At 64.5% G+C, this 21,376-nt stretch carries 25 protein-coding genes; 15 read left to right on the forward strand and 10 right to left on the reverse strand.

The features are described 5' to 3' along the window. Positions 1–469 (reverse strand): PE family protein (locus tag BST27_RS14350; RefSeq protein WP_083148517.1); only part of this gene is annotated, 469 nt, incomplete at its 3' end. Positions 470–705: 236 nt separating this feature from the next. Continuing rightward, a complete protein-coding gene (locus BST27_RS14355) occupies positions 706–1,011 on the reverse strand; it encodes an MTH1187 family thiamine-binding protein (protein WP_069418329.1) in 306 nt (101 codons plus the stop codon). A 32-nt stretch (positions 1,012–1,043) separates the two neighbouring features. Here BST27_RS14355 and dtd point away from each other — a divergent pair, with 32 nt between their 5' ends. Then, positions 1,044–1,475, forward strand: a complete 432-nt coding sequence (gene dtd / locus BST27_RS14360) for a D-aminoacyl-tRNA deacylase (protein WP_069418330.1) — start codon at positions 1,044–1,046, stop codon at positions 1,473–1,475. A 42-nt stretch (positions 1,476–1,517) separates the two neighbouring features. Next, positions 1,518–2,426: a class I SAM-dependent methyltransferase gene (locus BST27_RS14365; RefSeq protein WP_069418331.1), complete on the forward strand. Its 909-nt coding sequence runs from the start codon at positions 1,518–1,520 to the stop codon at positions 2,424–2,426. On the opposite strand, the gene BST27_RS14370 is transcribed toward BST27_RS14365, so the two are convergent. The 3 genes from BST27_RS14370 to BST27_RS14380 are packed head-to-tail and all read right to left on the reverse strand — an operon-like array spanning position 2,410 to position 6,326. Continuing rightward, positions 2,410–3,351 carry a carbon-nitrogen hydrolase family protein gene (locus BST27_RS14370; protein ID WP_069418332.1) on the reverse strand — a complete coding sequence of 314 codons (942 nt, stop codon included), beginning with the start codon at positions 3,349–3,351 and terminating at the stop codon, positions 2,410–2,412. The genes BST27_RS14365 and BST27_RS14370 overlap by 17 nt on opposite strands. Positions 3,352–3,361: 10 nt before the next feature. Further along, the gene (locus tag BST27_RS14375) at positions 3,362–4,387 is read right to left on the reverse strand and encodes an alcohol dehydrogenase catalytic domain-containing protein (RefSeq protein WP_069418333.1); all 1,026 of its coding nucleotides are present in this window, start codon (positions 4,385–4,387) and stop codon (positions 3,362–3,364) included. Positions 4,388–4,397: 10 nt separating this feature from the next. Further along, on the reverse strand, positions 4,398–6,326 hold the full coding sequence (locus BST27_RS14380) for a flavin-containing monooxygenase (protein ID WP_069418334.1): 1,929 nt from the start codon (positions 6,324–6,326) through the stop codon (positions 4,398–4,400). A gap of 173 nt (positions 6,327–6,499) precedes the next feature. Here BST27_RS14380 and BST27_RS14385 point away from each other — a divergent pair, with 173 nt between their 5' ends. Together BST27_RS14385 and BST27_RS14390 are read left to right on the forward strand one after the other, a co-directional pair. Continuing rightward, positions 6,500–6,964, forward strand: coding sequence for a hypothetical protein (locus BST27_RS14385; protein WP_069418456.1), 465 nt, complete (start codon positions 6,500–6,502; stop codon positions 6,962–6,964). Positions 6,965–7,083: 119 nt separating this feature from the next. Further along, positions 7,084–8,214, forward strand: coding sequence for a nitronate monooxygenase (locus BST27_RS14390; RefSeq protein WP_069418335.1), 1,131 nt, complete (start codon positions 7,084–7,086; stop codon positions 8,212–8,214). A 13-nt stretch (positions 8,215–8,227) separates the two neighbouring features. Here BST27_RS14390 and BST27_RS14395 read toward each other — a convergent pair whose 3' ends face one another. The 3 genes from BST27_RS14395 to BST27_RS14405 form a co-directional block, all read right to left on the reverse strand. Next, positions 8,228–8,464, reverse strand: coding sequence for an Rv1893 family protein (locus tag BST27_RS14395; protein ID WP_069418336.1), 237 nt, complete (start codon positions 8,462–8,464; stop codon positions 8,228–8,230). 73 nt (positions 8,465–8,537) lie between these two features. Then, positions 8,538–8,831, reverse strand: a complete 294-nt coding sequence (locus BST27_RS14400) for a hypothetical protein (RefSeq protein WP_069418337.1) — start codon at positions 8,829–8,831, stop codon at positions 8,538–8,540. Positions 8,832–8,843: 12 nt separating this feature from the next. Next, a complete protein-coding gene (locus BST27_RS14405; protein WP_069418338.1) occupies positions 8,844–9,251 on the reverse strand; it encodes a hypothetical protein in 408 nt (135 codons plus the stop codon). A gap of 303 nt (positions 9,252–9,554) precedes the next feature. Here BST27_RS14405 and BST27_RS14410 point away from each other — a divergent pair, with 303 nt between their 5' ends. Genes BST27_RS14410 through BST27_RS14420 form a run of 3 tightly spaced genes read left to right on the forward strand, consistent with a single transcriptional unit; the run spans position 9,555 to position 12,461 of the window. Beyond that, the gene (locus BST27_RS14410; protein WP_069418457.1) at positions 9,555–10,841 is read left to right on the forward strand and encodes a cytochrome P450; all 1,287 of its coding nucleotides are present in this window, start codon (positions 9,555–9,557) and stop codon (positions 10,839–10,841) included. Positions 10,842–10,851: 10 nt separating this feature from the next. Next, positions 10,852–11,865, forward strand: a complete 1,014-nt coding sequence (locus BST27_RS14415) for an alcohol dehydrogenase catalytic domain-containing protein (RefSeq protein WP_069418339.1) — start codon at positions 10,852–10,854, stop codon at positions 11,863–11,865. Positions 11,866–11,888: 23 nt separating this feature from the next. Then, complete coding sequence (locus tag BST27_RS14420) at positions 11,889–12,461, forward strand: YceI family protein (RefSeq protein WP_276014916.1); 573 nt, start codon at positions 11,889–11,891, stop codon at positions 12,459–12,461. Here the strand turns inward: BST27_RS14420 and BST27_RS14425 are convergent. Beyond that, positions 12,428–13,576, reverse strand: coding sequence for a DUF7159 family protein (locus tag BST27_RS14425; RefSeq protein ID WP_069418458.1), 1,149 nt, complete (start codon positions 13,574–13,576; stop codon positions 12,428–12,430). The genes BST27_RS14420 and BST27_RS14425 overlap by 34 nt on opposite strands. Positions 13,577–14,211: 635 nt before the next feature. Here BST27_RS14425 and ag85B point away from each other — a divergent pair. Beyond that, positions 14,212–15,192 carry a diacylglycerol acyltransferase/mycolyltransferase Ag85B gene (gene ag85B, locus BST27_RS14430; RefSeq protein WP_069418341.1) on the forward strand — a complete coding sequence of 327 codons (981 nt, stop codon included), beginning with the start codon at positions 14,212–14,214 and terminating at the stop codon, positions 15,190–15,192. 236 nt (positions 15,193–15,428) lie between these two features. Here the strand turns inward: ag85B and BST27_RS14435 are convergent, their stop codons facing one another. After that, positions 15,429–16,025, reverse strand: coding sequence for a hypothetical protein (locus tag BST27_RS14435; RefSeq protein ID WP_197518081.1), 597 nt, complete (start codon positions 16,023–16,025; stop codon positions 15,429–15,431). A gap of 109 nt (positions 16,026–16,134) precedes the next feature. Between BST27_RS14435 and BST27_RS14440 the strand changes: the two genes are divergently transcribed. The 7 genes from BST27_RS14440 to BST27_RS14470 all read left to right on the forward strand — a co-directional run bounded on the left by BST27_RS14440 (position 16,135) and on the right by BST27_RS14470 (position 21,358). After that, complete coding sequence (locus BST27_RS14440) at positions 16,135–16,980, forward strand: alpha/beta fold hydrolase (RefSeq protein ID WP_069418342.1); 846 nt, start codon at positions 16,135–16,137, stop codon at positions 16,978–16,980. A gap of 18 nt (positions 16,981–16,998) precedes the next feature. Beyond that, on the forward strand, positions 16,999–17,583 hold the full coding sequence (locus tag BST27_RS14445; protein ID WP_079219700.1) for a chorismate mutase: 585 nt from the start codon (positions 16,999–17,001) through the stop codon (positions 17,581–17,583). A 98-nt stretch (positions 17,584–17,681) separates the two neighbouring features. Beyond that, entirely contained in the window at positions 17,682–18,110 is a 429-nt protein-coding gene (locus BST27_RS14450; RefSeq protein ID WP_232007225.1) for a transglycosylase family protein, read from the forward strand. 51 nt (positions 18,111–18,161) lie between these two features. Beyond that, the gene (locus BST27_RS14455) at positions 18,162–18,617 is read left to right on the forward strand and encodes an SRPBCC family protein (protein ID WP_069418344.1); all 456 of its coding nucleotides are present in this window, start codon (positions 18,162–18,164) and stop codon (positions 18,615–18,617) included. Between the two features lie 20 nt (positions 18,618–18,637). Continuing rightward, a complete protein-coding gene (locus BST27_RS14460; RefSeq protein ID WP_069418345.1) occupies positions 18,638–19,468 on the forward strand; it encodes an SDR family oxidoreductase in 831 nt (276 codons plus the stop codon). Between the two features lie 68 nt (positions 19,469–19,536). Further along, on the forward strand, positions 19,537–19,962 hold the full coding sequence (locus BST27_RS14465) for a lipoprotein LpqH (protein WP_069418346.1): 426 nt from the start codon (positions 19,537–19,539) through the stop codon (positions 19,960–19,962). Positions 19,963–20,041: 79 nt separating this feature from the next. Next, on the forward strand, positions 20,042–21,358 hold the full coding sequence (locus tag BST27_RS14470; RefSeq protein ID WP_069418347.1) for a cytochrome P450: 1,317 nt from the start codon (positions 20,042–20,044) through the stop codon (positions 21,356–21,358). Positions 21,359–21,376 lie beyond the last annotated feature (18 nt).

The following is a 21,376-nucleotide window of genomic DNA, read 5'->3' on the forward strand; positions in this document are numbered from 1 at the left end:
GTTGGCCGGCCGCGCCGGAGCCGCCGGCACCGCCGTTGCCCCACAAGATCCCGCCCGCCCCGCCGTTTTGACCCGTTCCGGGTGCGCCGTTGGTGCCGTCGCCGATCAGCGGTCGCCCCAACAGCAGGTTGGTGGGCGCGTTGATCACGCCCAGCACCGCATCGACCAGGGCCTGCAGCGGGTTGGCCGCAGCCGCTTCGGCGGTGACGTATGCGGCCCCGCCGGCGCTGAGCGCTCGCGCAAACTCGGCTTGAAACGTCGCCGCCTGTGCACTCAACGCCTGAAACTGCTGACCGTGGCTGGAGAACAGTGCCGCAATCGCCGCCGACACCTCATCCCCGGCCGCGACTGCCACGGCGCTGGTGGAGCTTGCGGCCGCGGAGTTGGCCGCGCTCAACGACCTGCCGATGCTTGCCACATCCGCGGCTGCCGCCGACAACAGATCCGGTGCTGCGATGACGTAGGACATGGCTGTCCTCCCAGGTGGGCTCCCGATGGCCCTTCGGAGGGATGATGGAGCACCCAGCGTATGCACACTTCGCGCATAAAAGAGACGAATTAAAAACCTTTACGGCAACGGTAATTTGTGCCGCTGACGTGCGCAAACAGTAAATGAGCAAATCCATGGCGCGAATTACCGATGCGCAAATTTATTACCTGGCATTATCGTCGGTGAACCCGCCGACACCGCCCGGCAGTCGACCCCTAATCGCCAGACAGGTACCGCTCGACGGACGCGACCTTCTGGGTCATCGCGTCCGTGACCCCCGTTCGCCAGTCCGCCTTGATGACGGTGCTCACCCGCGGAGCCCGCGCGGCAACGGCTTCCACCGCGCGCTGCACCACGGCCATCACTTCCTCCCACGTCTCACCTTCGATCGTGGTGAACATCGAGTCCGTCTTGTTGGGTAGTCCGGATTCGCGAACCACCCGGACGGCCTCGGCGACGATTTCGCCGACACCCTCCCCCACCCCCAGCGGAGTCACCGAAAACGCAACCAGCACCGACATGCATCTACTGTGGCATGGCAGCATCGGGGGCCATGCGGGTTCTGGTGCAACGTGTCTCATCAGCGGCGGTGACCGTGGACGGTCAGGTGGTAGGCAGCATTCGGCCCGACGGGCAGGGTTTGCTCGCGTTCGTCGGCGTAACCCACAGTGACGGGACCGAAAAGGCGCAGCGGCTGGCCGAAAAGCTATGGAACTTGCGGATTCTCACCGACGAGAAATCCGCTGCCGACGTGGACGCGCCCATCCTGGTGGTCAGCCAGTTCACCCTGTACGCCGACACCGTCAAGGGCCGTCGTCCGTCCTGGAACGCCGCGGCACCGGCCGCGGTTGCCGAGCCGTTGGTGACGGCGTTCGCGGAGGCGCTCCGCGGACTGGGCGCACATGTGCACACCGGCGTCTTCGGCGCGCACATGCATGTCGAACTGGTCAACGACGGCCCGGTGACCATCATGCTGGAACTCTGAGCCGCGCCGACAAGCGAAACCGCGACGGGTATTTTCGCCGCTATGACGGCATCGGAATTCGGTTCACTGCGTTCGGACGACGACCAGTGGGACATTGTCAGCAGCGTGGGCTACACCGCACTGCTGGTGGCGGGTTGGCGCGCGGTGCATGCCTTGAGCCCGCAACCGCTGGTCGTCGATGACTACGCGGAGTCCTTCATCCGGGCATCCGGGGACCCCTATCTCACGGGGTTGCTGGACAAGCCCGAGCAGTCTGAGGACGAGACCACCTTCCCCAAGCTGTACGGGGTGCAAACCCGCTTCTTCGACGACTTCTTCATCTCGGCGGGTCAAGCCGGCATCCGGCAAGCCGTGATCGTCGCGGCCGGTCTGGACTCTCGGGCCTATCGACTTGATTGGCCTTCGGGCACAGTGGTTTTCGAAGTTGACCTACCGAAAGTCCTGGAATTCAAGACGCGGGTACTTGACGGGCGCGGCGCCCGTCCGAAGGCCCGCCGCGGCGAGGTGGCGGCGGATCTACGCACCGACTGGCCAACGCCGTTGCAACAGGCCGGGTTCGATCCGCATACACCGAGCGCCTGGTCGGTCGAGGGGATCCTGCCCTACCTGAATGACGAGGCCCAGACCGCCCTTTTCACCCGAATCGGTGATCTGTCGGCGCCGGGTAGCCGACTTGCCATTGGTGCGTTGGGGTCGCGCCTGGACCACGCGCAGTTATCGGCTCTCGAAGCCAGCCATCCCGGTGTGGACATGTCCGGCGACGTGGACTTCTCGGCTTTGACCTATGAGACCAAGACTGACCCGGCCCAGTGGCTGGCCGCGCACGATTGGACGGTCGATCCGGTCCGCACCAATCCGGAGCTGCAGATCGGCTATGGGTTGACCCCGACCGATGTCGACCGCAAGCTCGACGAATTCATGCGCTCGAAGTACATCAACGCATCTCGGTGAACGCCGGGTTCACGTGTCGGCGGTAGTAGCGGCGCCCGTGCAATCGCTGGTAGTGCCACACCGCAGCGGGCAGTGCACCGCGCGGATGTAACCAGAAACCCTTGGGCGCGGCGGCTGTTGGCGTTCGGCGCCCGGTCTCCACATCGGCGACGACGACACCTTCCCCTGCGGTGTGATCGCGGGAGGCCAGCACGGTACCGTCGGCGGCGACGATCATCGCCCCGCCCTCGAACCAGCCGTCGTAACCCAGAGGCAGCCACGGCATGCGACATCGCAACGGTCCCGAGTGCGCAGCGTGCAGGACCGGGGCCCCAACGTAGGTGGCGAAGGATGCGGCGGCCCGCCAGGCGGTTGCCGCATTGCGCTTTTCCAGCAGCTCAAAGACAGGGTTAGGCCACCACCGCGGAATAGACCACCAGCCTGAACCGGTCATTGCGAGGTCGATACGTCCACGCAGGCGGCGCACCGTTTGGGTGCGCATCAATTCCCAGCACACCGCGGCACCCACGGTCAGTCCGCCGGCGTCAATCACCCCGTCGTCGTGTCCGCCCACGTAGAACGCGTTTTCCCACATGGTGGGGAGGTCTTTGTCGTGACGACCGACGACGCCGTCCGCAGTGACGAGCAGGTAGGCGTTGCGGACGTCGCAATCGCTGTCCCGGATCAGCAACGAGCCGCCGATCATGACGCCGTGGCGCTGTGCCAGATTCTGCAACAGCTCGGTGGCCTTACCGTCCGGCGGCAATGCGGCATGGGCGAGCTCGGGCCAGAAGCCGACACCGGTGGTGAAGAACTCCGGCAGTGCGATCGTCTGCGCACCTTCGGCTACGGCTTGCTCAACCAACCGTTCGGCAATGGCCAGGTTGGCGTCCACGTCCGCGGGCACGGCTTCGAGTTGAATCGCGGCACAGCGCATGGAAACCATGCTGCCACGCTCAGGGTGTCAGCAGTACCTTAACGTCGTCACCGGACCGCGCGTCGGCGGTGGCGTAGCCGGTGGGCGCTTCATCCAAAGGCATTGTCGTGGTGAAGATTCCGTCGACATTGAGCCGGCCCGACTGCAGCAGCGGGATCAACTCCGGCCAGGTGCGCTGTACGGGCGCGGTTGTCATGCGCAGCGTGATGCTGCGCATCAGGCACGACAGGGCGGGCAGTGGAAACGGCTGCAAGTCGTGGACACCGACAACCGAGACCGTGCCGCCGGGACGTACCGCGTTGAGGGCGTCGTTCAGCGAGGCGTCCGTGGCAACGGCATCGATCACCGAGTCGGCGCCTCGGCCGCCGGTGGCTGCCAGGATGGCCTCGGCCGCCGGCGCCTTGATCGGGGTGGCACCCCAGTCGGCCGCACGCCGCAAGCGCCCCTCCACCCGGTCCACCGCGAAAACCGTTGCGGCGCCCTGCATGAAAGCACTCCGCAGCGAGCACAGGCCGACTGCTCCCAAGCCCACCACCGCCACCGTGCCGCCGTACGGGATATCGGCACGTTGAGCGGCGGCCCACCCGGTGGCGAGGTTGTCGGTCAAGAGCAGCGCCTGCTCGGTGTTGATGCCCTCGGGGATCTTACGGAGCAGGAAGTCGGCGGCCGGTACGGCAAGCAGATCGGCCTGAGCCCCGCCGAGCGCGCCGGAGCCGAAAATCTGCAGACCCGAATAGCACATGACCGGGTCGTTGGTGGCGCAGCCCGGACAGGATCCGCAGCCGGCCACCGACGAGACCAGGACAGAGTCGCCCACCGCGACGCTTTGCACCTGCGCCCCGACCTCGACCACCCTGCCGACGGCCTCGTGACCGAGGGCCACCGACTCGGCGAACGGATACTCGCCTTCGTAGAAGTGGAGGTCGGAGCCGCAGATACCGGCCGCGGTCACCTCGATGATCGCTGCATCGGGGCCCGGCAGCACCGGATCCGGGCGTGTTTCAACCGCTATGTTGCCGGGTCCGTTGATGACTACCGCTCGCATGTCGGCAAGCTCACTTTCGTTGTCGCAGAATGAAGTTGGGCCAATCGGGGGCACGCACCGCGGCCCAGTAGTCGGGCAGGCGCCAAGGGCTGACGGTATGAATCTCGCCGTCGGGGTTCTTGAAGTAGGAATGTTTGACGGCGGGATGCGACCACACCATCTGCTTGATCTCGGCCTGCGTCCGTCGATGCCACTCGATGGCGGCAGCAGAAGTCGGCTCTATTGAATGCATGCCCTCCCCCGCCAAGCGTTCCAAACACAGATTTATATAACGCATTTGCAGCTCGGACTGGAAGATCAGGCTGCCGCCGTGGGCAAGGTGAGTTCCGGGCCCGTAGAGCAGGAAGAGGTTGGGGAACTCGGGAACCGTGATCCCCAGGTAGGCATATGGACGACGTCCCCATTTGTCACGCAGATCAATTCCGTTGCGGCCGGTGATCTTCAGCGGCCACAAGACATCGGTGTGGCGAAAGCCGGTGGCGTAGACGATTACATCGATGTCGTGCGCCGAGCCGTCCTCGGTGACGACGCCGTGCGGGGTGATCCGCTGGATCGGGGTGCGCACCAACTCGACGTTGTCGCGTTGCAGCGTTTGCAACCAGCTGCCGTTGTCCTGCAGAGTGCGTTTGCCCGTAGCCGGGTAGTCCGGCAGGACCTTGGCCAGCAATTCATCGTCGTCGACCTGACTGGTGATCCACTGGCTGAACATCATGCGGGCGACGGCGTTGATATCGCTGACGGCGTATTCCTGGTCAGCGTAATTCGGGTCGGCCCGCGCGGCGTCCAACCCTTTGTCGGCGCCCGGCCACAGCAGCAGGAACCGGTACCACCGCCCGTAGAACGGCAGGTGCCGCATCGCCCAGCGCACGCCGTCTCCCACCCGGTCGTGGTACATCGGATTCGGGAACATCCACTGTGCGGTGCGCTGGAACACGGTGAGGTGCTCCACGCGCGACGCGATCGCGGGTGCGATCTGAAAGCCGCTGGCGCCTGCCCCGATCAGTGCTACGCGCTTGCCGGTCAGGTCGACGCTGTGATCCCAGGCCGCAGAGTGAAATGCGGGCCCGGAAAAGCTGTCCGCGCCGTCAAATTGGGGGATGTACGGCCGATTCAACTGACCGACCGCGGTGATGACGGCGCGCGCATTCACGGTGCTCAGCCGGCCGTCGGCCGAGCGCAGCGAAACCCGCCAGACGCCGTCGTCGTCATCCCAATCCGCTGCCAGGACCTCGGTGTTCCACCGCACCCGCTCGGCCAGGCCGTGCTTGTCCATAACCCGGGCGAAGTAGTCCTGCAGCTCTGGTTGCTCGGCGAAGAAGTGCGTCCAGTCGTCGTTGGGTTCGAAACTGTAGCAATAGAAATGATTGGCCACATCGACGCGAGCGCCGGGATAGCTGTTCTCCCACCAGGTTCCGCCAGGACCGGCGTTCTTTTCGACGATGGTGAAGGGAATGTTGGCTTGTTTCAACCGGATTCCGGCCAGAATACCGGACTCTCCACATCCGATCACGAGGACGGGGAGCTCGGACGTCTTGTCGGCGGGCAGTGCTGCGGGACGCCGCGGGTCGGCCCCCTCGAGATCCATCTCTTCCAAGAGCAACGGCAGGTATTCGTCGGGCACATGCTCGCAGGCGGCCCAATCCATCATTTGCCGGATGGTCTCGATGCTCAGCGGCGCAGGCTCGGGGCACCCCCGGTCCCGATACTCGGCGATAACGGTGAGCGCCGCGGCGCGGGCGCGCGCCTTGTCCTCCTCCGACATGAAGCCTTGGACTTCGTTGAGAAACAGCCCCATCGGTTTGAAGTCTTGGATGAATCGGCGGTCTCCGGTGATATGTACCAGTGACAACAGCAGCGTCGGGATGCTGACGTCCTCCAGAGCTGCGGCGATCTCGGAATCGGAAGTGGTGAACGGCAGGCCGGAGTAGGGGCTGCGCATCGGGTCGATCCTTTCCACCCACTCTGCAATTACGCTACGAATGGTTCGGTAATTGACCGCGGCGCTCACGCTACCCCTGGCGACGTCGCGGCGTCTAGTCCCAGCAGTAGAACCTGTTCTAACTTCAAGCAGATCGGCCCTTTTCGGGGGAGACATGGCCAAAAATGGGCTTCGTGGCCGCACTACTCACCGCCTGCAGTGGCTTCCTGCTCGCCGTCCTCTGGATGGACCTCATGTTCGACGTCCAGGCATTGCGCCGCCGCACCGGGGCGCAGCCATTGCCCGAGCCGGTGCTGGCCTCCATCGGCGGCTATTACCACCGCGCAACGACCGCCTCGCAACCGATGGGCCGGTTGATCGCGGTGGTGATGCTGATCTTGTTGAGCGCGCTCGGGTTTGAGGCCTTTCGCGGTCACGAACCCCCGTGGGTGCTGTGGACGTCGGTCGTGCTGGCGGGTGTTCCCATCGGCTTGGCGCTGACGCGCACCGTCCCTCGTGCGGTCCGTCTCGGCCACCGCGTGGACACCGCTGCCGAACAGAGTCGCCTGGCGCGCACTGTCGGCCGCGACCACCTCGTCTGCGCCGCCTGCATGCTTGCGTTTGTGGTCGTGTGGACGGCCCGCGGCCTGTCGGGGTGATGTCTGTGATAGGTGTTAGTCCCACGACGGTCGACCTTGCTGGCCAAGTTGTCGACGGCCGTACTAAACTAGAACAGGTTTCAGTTTTCCTCGCTCGTTAAGGTTCCCCAGGAGCAGACATGCACACCGCGCTATGCGACAAACTCGGCATCGAGTTTCCCATTTTCGCTTTCACCCACTGCCGTGACGTTGTGGTGGCGGTCAGCAAAGCCGGTGGTTTCGGCGTGCTCGGCGCCGTCGGGTTCACTCCCGAGCAGCTGGAGATCGAGCTGAAGTGGATCGACGAGAACATCGGCGACCACCCCTACGGCGTCGACATCGTCATTCCCAACAAGTACGAGGGGATGGACTCGCACCTGTCGGCCGAGGAATTGGCCAACACGTTGCGGGCTATGGTTCCGCAGGAACACCTCGACTTCGCCAAGAAGATCCTCGCCGACCACGGCGTTCCGGTCGAGGACAGTGACGCCGACAGCCTGCAATTGCTGGGCTGGACCGAGGCGACAGCCACCCCGCAGGTGGAGGTGGCGCTCAAGCACCCGAAGGTGACGATGATCGCCAACGCGCTGGGCACTCCCCCGGCGGACATGATCAAGCACATTCACGACGAGGGTCGCGTCGTGGCCGCGTTGTGCGGTTCTCCCCGCCAGGCACGCAAGCACGCCGATGCCGGCGTCGACATCATCATCGCCCAGGGCGGCGAGGCCGGCGGCCACTGCGGCGAGGTGGGCTCGATCGTGTTGTGGCCCCAGGTTGTCAAGGAGGTTGCCCCCATTCCCGTCCTCGGTGCCGGCGGGATTGGCAGCGGCCAGCAGATCGCCGCTGCGCTGGCGCTCGGCTGCCAAGGCGCATGGACCGGCTCGCAGTGGCTGATGGTCGAGGAGTCCTCCAACACCCCTGTTCAGCAGGCCGCGTACATCAAGGCCGACAGCCGCGACACCGTCCGCAGCCGCTCGTTCACCGGCAAGCCGGCCCGGATGCTGCGCAATGACTGGACCGAGGCGTGGGAGCAGCCAGACAACCCGAAGCCGCTCGGCATGCCGCTGCAGTACATGGTTTCCGGCATGGCGGTGCGGGCCACCAACCGGTACCCAAACGAGTCGGTCGATGTGGCGTTCAACCCGGTGGGTCAGGTTGTCGGCCAGTTCCGCAAGGTGGAAAAGTCCGCCGCCGTGATCGAGCGTTGGGTGCAGGAGTACCTCGAGGCGACCGGCAAGTTGAACGAACTGAACGAGGCCGCGGGCGTCTAGCGGCCGCGTTCAGCTAGTCTTCGCCGTCTAGGTCGTCGTCGGCGTCGTCGCGGCCGGTAACGACTTCTTTGACTCTCTCGACGGCGTACGTGCCGATCTCGATGGAGTTCTGGACGATTCCGCTGGCGCCTCCGGCGATGTCGCCGCGGATGATGTGGCTGGCGTTTTCGACGATGTCGGAAGCCTTTTCGACGGCGTTGGTGGCGATGTCGCGGAGCGCGTCGACGGCGTCTTTGGGCTCAAAAGCCATGAGGTTCTCCTGTTCCTTTGCGAATTCTGAATAAGACTCTAGACGCAACGAACGCGCTGGACAGGGGTCAAAATCAGTAGTTGACCAGGGTTCGCCAGTAGTCTTCCGGGATTTCGCTGCCAGACCGCAATACCCGCGCCAGACCGGCCGCCATTGCGATTCCGAGCAGGCCGAGCCAAAGGCCCGCCAGGCCGATGAGCCACCACAGCACTGCGGTGACGGCGGGCCACGGCGAAAGCACGGCAAGGACCGGGGCGAAGAAGAACCCGAGCCCGATATACCAGGCCGAGCCGGCCCGGTCAGACACCAGCACGAAGCGCAGCCACCGCGGGATCGGTGATTCGAGCGACTGGCTTTCGCGCTTCATCCGATACTGCTCCTAGGGTTCAGGCGGGAAGAACCCTGCACCGGTGAACCACCCTTCCTGCCAGCCCTGAGCTCCCAGGCAGAGCATGGGCAGGCCGGCCGGTGATTGCGCCGCAGTCTGCGGCCCCGGGCAGGGCGCGCCGATCTGCTGGACGCCGTACAGCGGGTAGGAAATCACCCAGTAGCCGGTTGTGGCGGGCGGGAACTGGTTCGGTGGCGGGAAGTGGCACGCTTCGGCTTGGCCGCTGGGGCCGCGGCCGAAAATGAACCGCTCGTAGTTGTCGCATGGGGCGCCCAGCGAGGCGTCGTAGTTCATCCCCGGCACGTCGCCGGGCCAGCGCCCGTTGTCGGCTCCGGCGACCGGCGCTACACCGAGCGCCGCGCCCGTGAGCGCAGCGGCTGCGAGCAATTCGCGGATCATGCACCACCCCTTCATCACCGGTCAGTTTCAGTAGAAGCATATCCATTGTGATCGGGCCCACAACACCGGTAGCAAAATGCCCGACCGGGCCTAAAAGTGCTGCTGACGACGCATGCTTCCCGACCGGATAGCCGCGATCCGCGCCTGGCCGATGCGGCGCGTCCGCCGGACGTCGCGGTTGAACACGGGGCAGTCCAGGTAGCGCGATCTTGGTGGGAACCTTCCCAACCGTGGTGTAGCAATGGTTTATTGGCTCTAGATCCCCACTAGCAGAATTCGCATCGAGGAGGGGCCGTGTCGATTGTGAACTCAGGTGCCGAGCAGGCGACCAAGCCAGGCCCGAACCTGCCTCCCGGCTTTGACTTCACCGACCCGGACATCCACGCCGAGCGCCTGCCGGTCGAGGAGCTTGCCGAGTTGCGCCGAACGGCTCCCATCTGGTGGAACGAGCAGCCAATCGGGGTCGGCGGTTTTGACGACGGCGGGTTCTGGGTGGTCACCAAGCACAAGGACGTCAAAGAGATCTCCCGGCGCAGCGACGTCTTCTCCAGCCTGGAGAAGACCGCCTTGCCGCGCTACAAGGACGGCACGGTCGGCGAGCAGATCGAGCGGGGCAAGTTCGTTCTGCTCAACCAGGACGCGCCACACCACACCCGACTGCGCAAGATCATTTCCCGCGGTTTCACACCGCGAGCCGTCGAGCGCCTGCGCGAAGACCTGGCTCAGCGGGCTCGCCGCATCGTCGAGGGCGCCGCGGCACAAGGGTCCGGCGACTTCGTCGAGCAGGTGTCCTGCGAACTTCCCCTGCAGGCCATCGCCGGGTTGCTGGGCGTCCCGCAGGAAGACCGGATGAAGCTGTTCCACTGGTCCAACCAGATGGTGGGCGACCAGGATCCGGAATTCGCCAGCAACGACGCCATCACCGCTTCGGTCGAACTCATCATGTACGCCATGCAGATGGCCGCCGATCGGGCGCAGAACCCGGGCGAAGACATCGTCACCAAACTGGTCCAAGCCGACGTCGACGGCCACAAACTCTCCGACGACGAGTTCGGCTTCTTCGTCATTTTGCTGGCGGTCGCCGGCAACGAGACCACCCGCAACTCCATCACGCAAGGCATGATGGCCTTCACCGACTTCCCCGACCAGTGGGAGCTGTACAAGAAGGAGCGGCCCGCCACCACCGCCGACGAGATCGTGCGATGGGCGACGCCGGTTACGTCGTTCCAACGCACCGCCCTCGAGGACTACGAACTGTCAGGGGTGCGAATCAAGAAGGGCCAGCGCGTCGTGATGGTCTACCGCTCGGCCAACTTCGACGAAGAGGTGTTCGAGGATCCCTTCCGCTTCAACATCCTGCGGGATCCCAACCCGCACGTCGGATTTGGCGGTACGGGTGCGCACTACTGCATTGGCGCCAATCTGGCCCGGATGACGATCGACCTGATGTTCAACGCCATCGCCGACGTCATGCCGGACCTGGAATCGATCGGTAAACCCGAGCGCCTGCGGTCGGGCTGGCTCAACGGGATCAAGCACTGGCAGGTCGATTACCGCACTGACCGGGCCAAATGCCCTGTCGCCCATTAGAGTTACCGGGGTGGCCACTCACCGAGCATTTCACGTACCGTCCGCAGGCGCGTCGTTAGAGCCCGCCGAGGTCGAGACACCGTCACCGGGTCGCGGCGAGGTACGTATCGCCGTGTCCGCCTGCGGCGTCTGCGGCACCGACAATCACCTTGCCAACGGCGGGTTTCCGAACATGTCGTGGCCGGTGACCCTGGGGCACGAGATCGCCGGAACCATCGCCGAACTCGGCGAGGGGGTGGAGGATTTCGCGGTCGGTGACCGCGTCGCCGTCGGGTGGTTCGGCGGGCACTGCAACAACTGCGACCAGTGCCGCAAGGGAATCTTCATCCACTGCGCCAACATGAAGGTGCCGAGCTGGCAGTACCCGGGCGGCTACGCCGAATCCGTTGTCGCACCGGCCAATGCGCTGGCGCGGATTCCCGCTGAGCTCTCTGACGTAGAAGCGGCTCCGATGGGGTGTGCGGGCGTCACCACGTACAACGCGTTGCGTCACACCCGGGCGCTGCCGGGCGACCGAGTCGCGATTCTGGGCGTCGGCGGTCTGGGTCACCTCGGGGTGCAGTTCTCCCGGGCGATGGGCTTCGAAACCATCGCGATCGCGCGCGGTGCCGCCAAGGCCGAAGATGCCCGCAAGCTGGGCGCCCACCATTACATCGACTCGACCAGTGGCGACGTCTCCGCGGCGCTGAGTGCCCTGGGCGGTGTCAGTGTCGTGCTGGCCACCGCCGGAAACTCGGTGGCCATGGGCGACACGGTGGGAGGCATACTGCCGCAAGGCGAACTCGTCGTCATCGGTGTCAGCCCAGACCCGCTTCCGATCAGTCCTGCCCAGCTGATCATGGGTGGCCTGACGGTCACCGGACATCCCTCCGGTACGGCGAAAGATGTTGAAGACACAATGCAATTCGCCGTCTTGTCTGGCGTGCGGGCGTGGATCGAAGAGCTGCCGCTGTCGCAGGCGCCCGACGGTTTTGCGGCGATGCAGGAGGGGCGGGCACACTACCGGACTGTCCTCACCGTCTGACGTAGCGTCGACGCGTGGCTGAACTGTGGACCTTGGACGCCTCCGATGGCGAGTTGATAGTTCGGACGGGAGTCACCGGACCGGCCGCACGAATGGGCCATCGGCTCACCATCGTGATGAGCCGCTGGCAGGCGACGGCGACATGGGTGGACGGCGATCCCACCGCTGCCGAGCTTGCGGTCGAAGTGGATTCGATGGAGGTTCAGAGCGGCGAGGGTGGCGTCAAGCCGCTGTCCGGACCCGAGAAGTCAATCGTGCGCACCAACGCGCTGCGGTCGCTGAGCGCCGGCCGGTTTCCCACGATCCGCTTTGTCGCGGACGCCGTCGACGAGACGGAGAGCGGGTACCGCTTGACCGGCGTCCTGAGCATCCGGGGAAAGTCGCGCGAACACGTAATCGACTTGCGCACAGAGGATTTGGGTGAAGCATGGCGCATGTCGGCGGATTCCACCGTCCGCCAGTCTGACTACGGCATCAAGCCGTATTCGATGCTGATGGGAGCCATGCAGGTGGCCGACGAGGTGACCGTGTCCTTTGCAGCGGTGCGGGCCAAGACGGCCGACTACTCGGGAGGGCTCTCGGTCAAATCGCCCTGAGTTCCCGGGATGTGGTCGAGCACCCTGGTCAACTGGAGCGGGTTGTTCGGGTCCGTTTGCGACAAGACGCCGCTCGGCGGCTCGTCCGCAGCGGCCTCCTCGGCCTGCTCGTCGGCGGCGAGGCGGATCGGCTCCTGCGTTACCGGGGGTGGGGACACAGCCACTGGAACCGACGGCGGCCCGGCATGTTGGGGCGCCGGAGGCGGCGTGGGCGCCACGGCCTCCGCGACGGGCGGCTTGGGCTCGTGCGCCCGGTGGTCGGCGGGTCCGCGATCTTTCTCGGGGAACACCTGCAAGCCGATCGCCAGCGACACCGACGCCACAAAGGTCACCGCGGCGGCGGCCAACGTCGTCGCGGCGCCGGCGTAGGACAACGACCGGGACCGAGTCGGCTCGACCGCGGGTTCGACGGCGGTGGCCACCAGTCCCTCGTCGGTGAACTCGGTGCTCTGAGCCGCAGCCAACGCCGCGCCCCGGGCAATCGTCACTTGGGCCATGGTTTGCGCAAAGACGGGGACCGGAAGCGCCTTTTCCAATTGCCAGGAGAATTCTGCGACGTCGTTATCGGAACCCACCACCACGACGCCCGCCGGACGCCATGCGCTTCGGTCGAACATCCCAGTGAGCCAGGAGCTCAAACCGTCGAATCCGCCGCGCACATGCTTCACGGCCGTTTGGACTTCGCCGTCATGGGTGTCGACCATCGCCACGGTCGCCCAATCCTGTTCAAGAATGCAAACTGCGGTGCGCTCGTAACCAATGACGGGAGCTATCGCCTTGGCCAGGGTCTCGACGGCATTGAGCATCCGAACCGGCACGACATTGTCGAAACCGGCGTCGGTCAGTGCCTCCAGCAACAGTGCGGCCTGGGCTGATGCCTCGTCGTTCCACGTCACGCCGATGACACGGAGGCGGTGGTCGGACTCGGCGGCCACCGAGCTGGCCCGCAAGACCTCCGCCGCGACTTGTTCTGCGGTACTGACGGCGCGCACGCCGCCGCCCGCGTCGAGTGCTATCTCTTGATGGTCAACGATGGTGCCGTCTGCGCCATGTCCTTCAGCGAGAACCCACCCGAGGGCCGTCGGCGTTACTGATAGCCCTAGTACCGTATCCAAATTTCGCACCTCTGTCGGTCCCAGACCCCCGACGCCCTCCTGCTAGCGCCAACGCACACCAGAGATCCTGGGTGCGGTGGTGCATGCGCGCGGGAACGGCTCAGATCGTCCTGGATGGTCCGGGATAAGTTTCGTGTCCACCGGCTTGCTTCGTGCAGAGCCTACGCGTCAGCGCGAGCTCAAACTAGACCGGTGTACAAAATCACAGGGTGCCGATTTCCCGTGACTGCCCCAGCGTCTTCCGGCTGTCTTCCCGTGGACGCCCCGGGTGAACTTCCGGACGGGGCGGGCGTAAAGACGCGACCGAATGGGCGGCGTTGGTTGAGAAATGTTGCTGTCAGAACGACAAATTTGATTAGTTGCACTTACAAATTGGCAGTCGTGCGCTTGGCCGCAATCTGCTTTCAGGTACATAACGCGTGCATAACACCGGCGTGTGTGTCGTTTCTCGGCTGACGCGGGGGGATATAACCGAATCCGGTATTACCGGCACGGGCCGCATAGCATAGTTGCGGTACCCCTGGCGGTGACCGATACAAAACCGAAATGGGTTTGCGTCCAGATCGACATTTGGCCTACTCACACGGTAAGTTCTGCCGAGAGCACGACCACTTAAGGATAAAAGGGGCACTTGTATGACAGACGTGAGCGGGAAGATACGGGCTTGGGGACGCCGGCTCCTAGTCGGCGCGGCTGCGGCTGCAACCCTTCCTGGCCTGGTCGGACTCGCCGGCGGAACGGCGACCTCGGGAGCATTTTCCCGGCCAGGATTGCCGGTTGAGTACCTGCAGGTGCCGTCGGCGTCAATGGGCCGCAGTATTAAGGTCCAATTCCAGAGCGGTGGAGACAATTCACCGGCCGTTTACCTTCTCGACGGATTGCGCGCCCAGGACGACTACAACGGCTGGGACATTAATACCCCCGCGTTCGAGTGGTACTACCAGTCCGGACTGTCGGTCGTCATGCCTGTCGGTGGGCAATCCAGCTTCTACAGCGACTGGTACGCCCCGGCTTGCGGTAAGGCGGGTTGCAGCACGTACAAGTGGGAGACCTTCCTGACCAGCGAGCTGCCCGCCTACCTTGCGAGCAATAGGAGCGTCAAGCCGACCGGCAGCGCTGCGGTGGGTATTTCGATGGCCGGTTCGTCCGCGCTGATCCTGGCCATCTACCACCCCGGTCAGTTCATCTACGCCGGGTCGCTGTCGGCCCTGCTGGACCCGTCGCAGGGCATGGGCCCGTCGTTGATCGGTCTGGCCATGGGTGACGCCGGTGGTTACAAGGCCTCCGACATGTGGGGACCGTCGAGTGACCCCGCGTGGCAGCGCAACGACCCGTCGCTGCACATTCCGGAGCTGGTCGCCAACAACACCCGCCTGTGGGTGTACTGCGGCAACGGCAAGCCCTCGGAGCTGGGTGGCGCCAACTTGCCCGCCGAGTTCCTGGAGAACTTCGTGCGTAGCAGCAACATCAAGTTCCAGGACGCTTACAACGCGGCCGGCGGCCACAACGCGGTGTTCAACTTCCAGAACGACGGCACGCACAGCTGGGAGTACTGGGGCGCACAGCTCAATGCAATGAAGGGTGACCTGCAGGGCGCGCTCGGAGCTCGCGCTTAACGACACCTCTACCACTACCGCTACTGCGCTTGACGGCCCCCGCCGTCAAGCGCAGTAGTTTTTTTGGGTCCCTTTCGCGTTGAGGCTGCGCTTTGGGCGGTGTCTGGGGCCGCTTCGTGTTGAGTCTGCGTTGTGGGCGGTGTCTGGGGGCGCTTCGTGTTGAGTCTGCGGTTTGGGCGGTGTCTTCTCGTACTTTGTCGCCCTGGGCGCAGAGTCAACGCGGTGGTGGGGCCGCCTCAACCCAGCTGGCCGGTGATGTTGATCCAGGTGGTGGCGTCCATGCGGTGATCGTTGACATTGCGGCACTGACCGTACAGTCGCAGCACGCCCATACTTGTGTCGTCACGATCGGGTTGGAGGATCGCCGTGACGGAGTCCCTGGTCAGCTTCGCCAGTCGGTCATCGTCGGCCGCCATGCCTTCGGTCCAGCCGTGGGCGACCAGCGCCGTCTTGACCTTCGGCAAGTACTCCTCGGCCCGTACACCGGTCGGCAGCGCGAAGGTCAGATAGATCGCCCCTTGGTACGGCGGTTCGTCACGGTTCTTGCATGACATCAGCTGATAGCCGGCGTTCGTCGTCCGCAGGCCCGCTGCTCCGACGATCTGTCTGCCGGCTTCGACGACTTCGGTCCGGCTCTGCTCATCGGAGACGGGGTTGGCGGGATGGTCAAGCCGGTCATCCTGCGTACGGAGTTCGCCTGCCCACAGAAAAGCCCCGCCGAACACCAGCGAGACGCCAAGGGCAGTGGCGATCAACGGCCGGGTAAACGGCGATCGCAGCCAGTCTCCCCATTGACGGTCGGTCGCCGATCCCTCGGGCAGCGCCGAACTCATTGGGGACCAACGGCTTTCGTTACGCCGTCCGGATGGCGATTGACTTTCATGCACAGTGCACGTAACTTTCGTACTGAGTGTTTGTAAGTTCTAGTCGAAGGATACTGACATGCCGCAGGTCGCCTTGCAGCAAGCAACCATCGCCTACCGGGAGGTCGGACCTGCGGATTCAGCGTACCCGCCGGTGGTGTTCGTCCACGGCATTCTCGTCGACGAACGCTTGTGGACTGAAGTTGCGGAACAGCTTGGCCGACAAGGATTTCGCTGCATCTTGCCGACCTGGCCACTCGGCTCCCACACCATCCCCGTCGACGAAGGCGCTGACCTGTCTCCGCGTGGCGTTGCCGACATGATCAATGACTTCATGGTCGCCCTCGACCTTCTTGATGTGACATTGGTGGGCAACGACACCGGCGGGGGTCTGTGCCAGTTGGTCATCGACGCCCACCCCGAACGCGTTGGCCGGTTGGTGCTGACGAACTGCGACGCCTTCGACAAGTTTCCCCCGTTCCCCTTCACGGTCGTCTTCGCGACACTTCGTGGGGCCAGATCCATCGGCGCGTTGTTCACGCTCATGCGGTCGCAGGCGTTGCGCCACTCCCCTGTTGGCTTCGGTCTGTTGCTCAGCCGTCCGGATCCCGAACTCACGGCGTCGTGGATCGAACCCTGCGCCAAAGACGTTCGCATCAGGCGCAATCTCGCCACGCTGCTAAAGCATGTGGCGGCCACCGACCTGACCGATGTGTCGACGCGCTTCCCGCAGTTCGACAAGCCGGTCACCCTGGTGTGGGGCATGCGCGACCGCTGCTTCAAGCCTGCTCTGGCCAAGCGGATGGCCGCGCTTTTCCCGAACGCTGCGCTGATCGAAGTTCCGTCCGCGAAGACGTTCGTTGCTCTGGACGAGCCGTCAGCGGTCGTCGACGCCATCGCGAGGGTCGGCGCGAGCCGCCGTTGACCCACTACCATTGCCGCCATCTGCAGCCCACGCTCTGTTTTCGTCGCCGGCGCAGTGCTGGCATCGCTGGTGGTCGCCGGCACGGTCGCGACGCCCGCGCGAGCTGACAGCCCGCTACTGGGGTTGGTCGACGCCGCCGCGGAACGGCTCGAGATTGCGGACCCGGTAGCCGCCTTCAAGTGGAGCACGCAGGGTGCCATCGAAGACCCGGCCCGCGTCGAGCAAGAACTCAGTGAACTGGCCGAGCGCGCGGCGGCCGAGCAGATCGACCCGGACTACGTCACCAGAGTGTTCCGCGACCAGATCAGCGCCACCGAGGCGATCGAGTACAGCCGGTTCGCCGACTGGAAGCTCGACGGGGGCACAACCGCGCCCACGGCGCCCCCGGATCTGACGGCTTCCCGGGCCGTGATCGACACCCTGAACACTAAGATTTTGTCTCAGATTGCGGCCAACTGGAGTTTGCTGGACTCGCCGTCCTGCGCCGCAGAGTTGCAGCGCGCCGGTGCTGAGACCATCCGGGCCCGTCACTTCGACAACCTCTATCAACGGGCTCTGACCACGGCGACAAGGTCGTACTGCACCAACCTGCCGGGTGCCTGATCCGCCCGACTTACCCCGGTTTGCGCCAATCTCGACACGGTAGATAATCAATTTCATAATTTTCTCTAGCGGGTAACGCTTTGGCTACAGCCGGCGAAATGTCCGGCATGACACACATCGCAAAGCCCCTCATCAAGATCGCTACGGCCGCCGGTTTCGTCGCCGCCGGATTGACCCTCTCCACCGGCGTCTCGCACGCCCACGGAGGCATGAACTGGGACGCCGTCGCGCAGTGCGAGTCAGGCGGTAACTGGCAAGCCAACACCGGCAACGGGCACTACGGCGGCTTGCAGTTCAAACAGTCGACGTGGGAAGCGCACGGCGGCGTCGGAAACCCCGCGCACGCCTCTAAGCAGCAACAAATCGCCATCGCCAACCGAGTGCTGGCCACTCAGGGGCCGGGCGCGTGGCCGAAATGCGGCAAGGCCGGCGGCCTGGCACCGACGGCCGGGCAACCGCAAAAACCGCTCGTTCAGCTCGAGCAGGCCGTCGTCGGCATCATCAACTTATTCACGCCCAAACAGTAAATATCGTTCCAGAGGCTGGTTTCGTTACAGTGGACATGTTTGGATCCTCTTATGGAGGGTTCAGCAACAGTTCACATGGCGGCACCAGCGGACAAGATCTGGGAATTAATCGCCGATATTCGGAATACCGGAAAGTTCTCACCGGAGACATTCGAGGCCGAGTGGCTCGGTGCAGCGACCGGTCCCGAACTGGGTGCCCGCTTCCGCGGACACGTGCGTCGCAACGAGATCGGGCCGGTCTACTGGACCACTTGCGAGGTGACGGCTTGCGAACCGGGACGTGAATTCGGGTTTGCTGTGCTGCTCGGCGACCGGACGGTCAACAACTGGCATTACCGATTGGAGCCGTCCGGTGACGGCACCGATGTGACCGAGTCATTTCGGCTCACACCGTCGCCGTTGAACAACGTCTACTACGTGCTGGGAGGTTTCCTCAGAAAGCGACGCAACATACGTGACATGACGAAGACGCTGCACCGCATCAAAGCCGTGGTCGAAGCAGGCTGAGGGGCGGCTCGGTCACGCAGATGAAAACGATATTCATCACAGGTGCGGGCAGCGGGATGGGCCGTGAGGGCGCCAGGCTCTTTCACGGCAAGGGTTGGCGAGTCGGCGCCGTCGACCGCAATGAGGCCAGTCTGGAGTCGCTGAGAACCGAACTCGGCGTCCGGCTGTGGACCCAGGCGGTCGACGTCACGGACAAGGTGGCGCTGGACGCCGCGCTCGCCGACTTCTGCGCCGACAACCTCGGCGGCGGGCTCGACATGATGTGGAACAACGCCGGCATTGGTCAAGGCGGCTGGTTCGAAGACGTTCCGTACGAGGACGCCATGCGTGTGGTCGACGTGAACTTCAAGGCGGTACTGAACGGTGCTTACGCCGCGCTGCCCTACCTCAAGAAGTCACCCGGCAGCTTGATGTTCTCGACGTCCTCGTCTTCGGGCACCTATGGCATGCCGCGGATTGCCGTCTACTCGGCGACCAAGCATGCCGTCAAGGGGCTGACCGAAGCGCTCAGCGTGGAATGGGACCGACACGGGGTGCGCGTTGCCGACGTGCTGCCCGGCCTGATCGACACCGCGATCCTGACGTCTACGCCGCAGCACTCCGCGGACGGTGTCGCGAAGCTGACCGCCGAGCAGTTGCGCGCTACCGCACCCAAAAAGGGGATGTTCCGGCTGATGCCCGCAAGCAGCGTCGCCGAGGCCGCCTGGCAGGCCTACCTGCATCCGAAGCGGTTGCACTGGTACGTGCCCAAGAGCATTCGGTGGATCGACAGGCTCAAGGGCATCAGTCCGGAGTTCGTCCGCAGCCGAATTCTCAAATCAATTCCCAACATCGATGCCAAACGGCAGTAATGTTTTCGTGCACGACACGCACGACACGCACGACACTCGGACACTCACGCCGGTAATGGAGGTGGCTGGTGCGGAACCGGTTGGTCACGGTTGCAGGGACCGCTCTGTTGGTGGTCGTGGGAGTTTCGGCCTGCGGGTCCGCGATGACGGTGCCTCGAAAGGCCGCACGGGTAACCGTCGACGGTGTCACTCACACCGCGCGTCCGCCCGCATGCAGTCAAATTACGTCCTATCGGACTATCGACATCCGCGACCACGACGGCGACATCCAAGCGGTGGTTCTGATCAGCGGCGACCGGGTCATCCCGCAATTCGTGAAGCTGCGCAACGTCGACGGGTTCGAGGGTAGCGCCTGGGAGGGTGGCGTAGGCAGCATGGAAGCCAACTACGACAACGGCGAGTACACCATCAGCGGACATGCCTACGGCATCAACAGCAAGAGCAACCCGAACAAAGTCGTAAATACTGACTTCAAGATCGTCGCTGAGTGCTGAACCGGCGTCCTCGCCGCACCGTGCCTACTCTGGTTGGCGGAGCCCTCTGGAGTATGTCTTCGGGCCGTTGGGAGGCTAGGTGAAAGAACGTTTGCATTGGTTCGCCAGTCACGGGGTGATCCGCGGCATGGCGGCGATCGGCCGGCGCCGCGGCGACCTGCAAGCGCGGCTGATCACCGATCCGCGGATCGCCGCCGACCCGGTCCCGTTCTACGACGAGGTACGTCGGCACGGCCCGCTGGCGCGAGGGCAGATCAACTGCCTGACCGCCGATCACCGAGTGGCCCACGAGGTGCTGCGATCGGACGACTTCCGGGTCGTCTGCCTGGGCGAAAATCTGCCGGCTCCGGTGCGTTGGTTGGAACGGGTCACCCGCGACGACCAACTGCACCCGCTTCGTGCGCCGTCGCTGCTGGCCGTCGAACCGCCCGACCACACGCGATATCGCAAGACGGTGTCGGCCGTCTTCACCACGCGGGCGGTGGCGGCGCTGCGCGAGCGCGTCGAGGAAACAGCCAACAGTCTGCTGGATCGGCTCACCGACCAGTCTGGGGTCGTCGACATCGTCGGACGCTACTGTTCCCAGCTGCCCGTCACCGTGATCAGCGACATCCTCGGCGTACCGGAACACGACCGACGGCGCGTCCTGGAATTCGGTGAACTGGGAGCACCCAGCTTGGACATCGGGGTGCCCTACCGCCAGTACCAGCGTGTGCAACTGGGGATCCGCGGGTTCAACACCTGGCTGGTGTCGCATCTGGAACAGTTGCGGCGAAACCCCGGCGACGACCTGATGAGCCAGTTGATCCAGACGGCCCAAAGTGGCGACCCCGAAACACATCTCGATGACCGAGAACTACAGGCGATTGCCGGGCTGGTGTTGGCCGCCGGCTTCGAAACCACCGTTAACCTGCTGGGCAACGGAATTCGGATGCTGTTAGATACTCCAGAGCACCTGGACACACTTCGGCGGCGTCCAGAGCTTTGGCCCAACGCGGTCGAGGAAATCCTGCGACTGGATTCGCCGGTTCAGATCAGCGCCCGGGTTGCCCGCAGAGATGTCGAGGTCGCCGGCAAGACAGTGCCGGCAGGCGAGCTTGTCGTGGTCTATCTGGCGGCGGCCAACCGCGATCCCGCAGTGTTCTCCGATCCGCACCGCTTCGATATCGAACGACCCAATGCCGGAAAGCATTTGGCGTTCTCGACCGGTCGCCACTTCTGCCTGGGGGCAGCCCTCGCCCGTGCCGAGGGCGAGGTTGGGCTACGGACCTTCTTCGAGCGGTTCCCCGACGTGCGGTCGGCCGGCGCCGGGATCAGGCGCGACACTCGGGTGCTGCGCGGCTGGTCGTCGCTGCCGGTGGTCCTGGGCCCGGCGCGGTCGCTCGCCACCCGATAAGCGTCGCCAAGTCTGGTT

The sequence above is a fragment of the Mycobacterium intermedium genome, assembly GCF_002086275.1.
Taxonomy (GTDB): Bacteria; Actinomycetota; Actinomycetes; order Mycobacteriales; family Mycobacteriaceae; genus Mycobacterium; species Mycobacterium intermedium.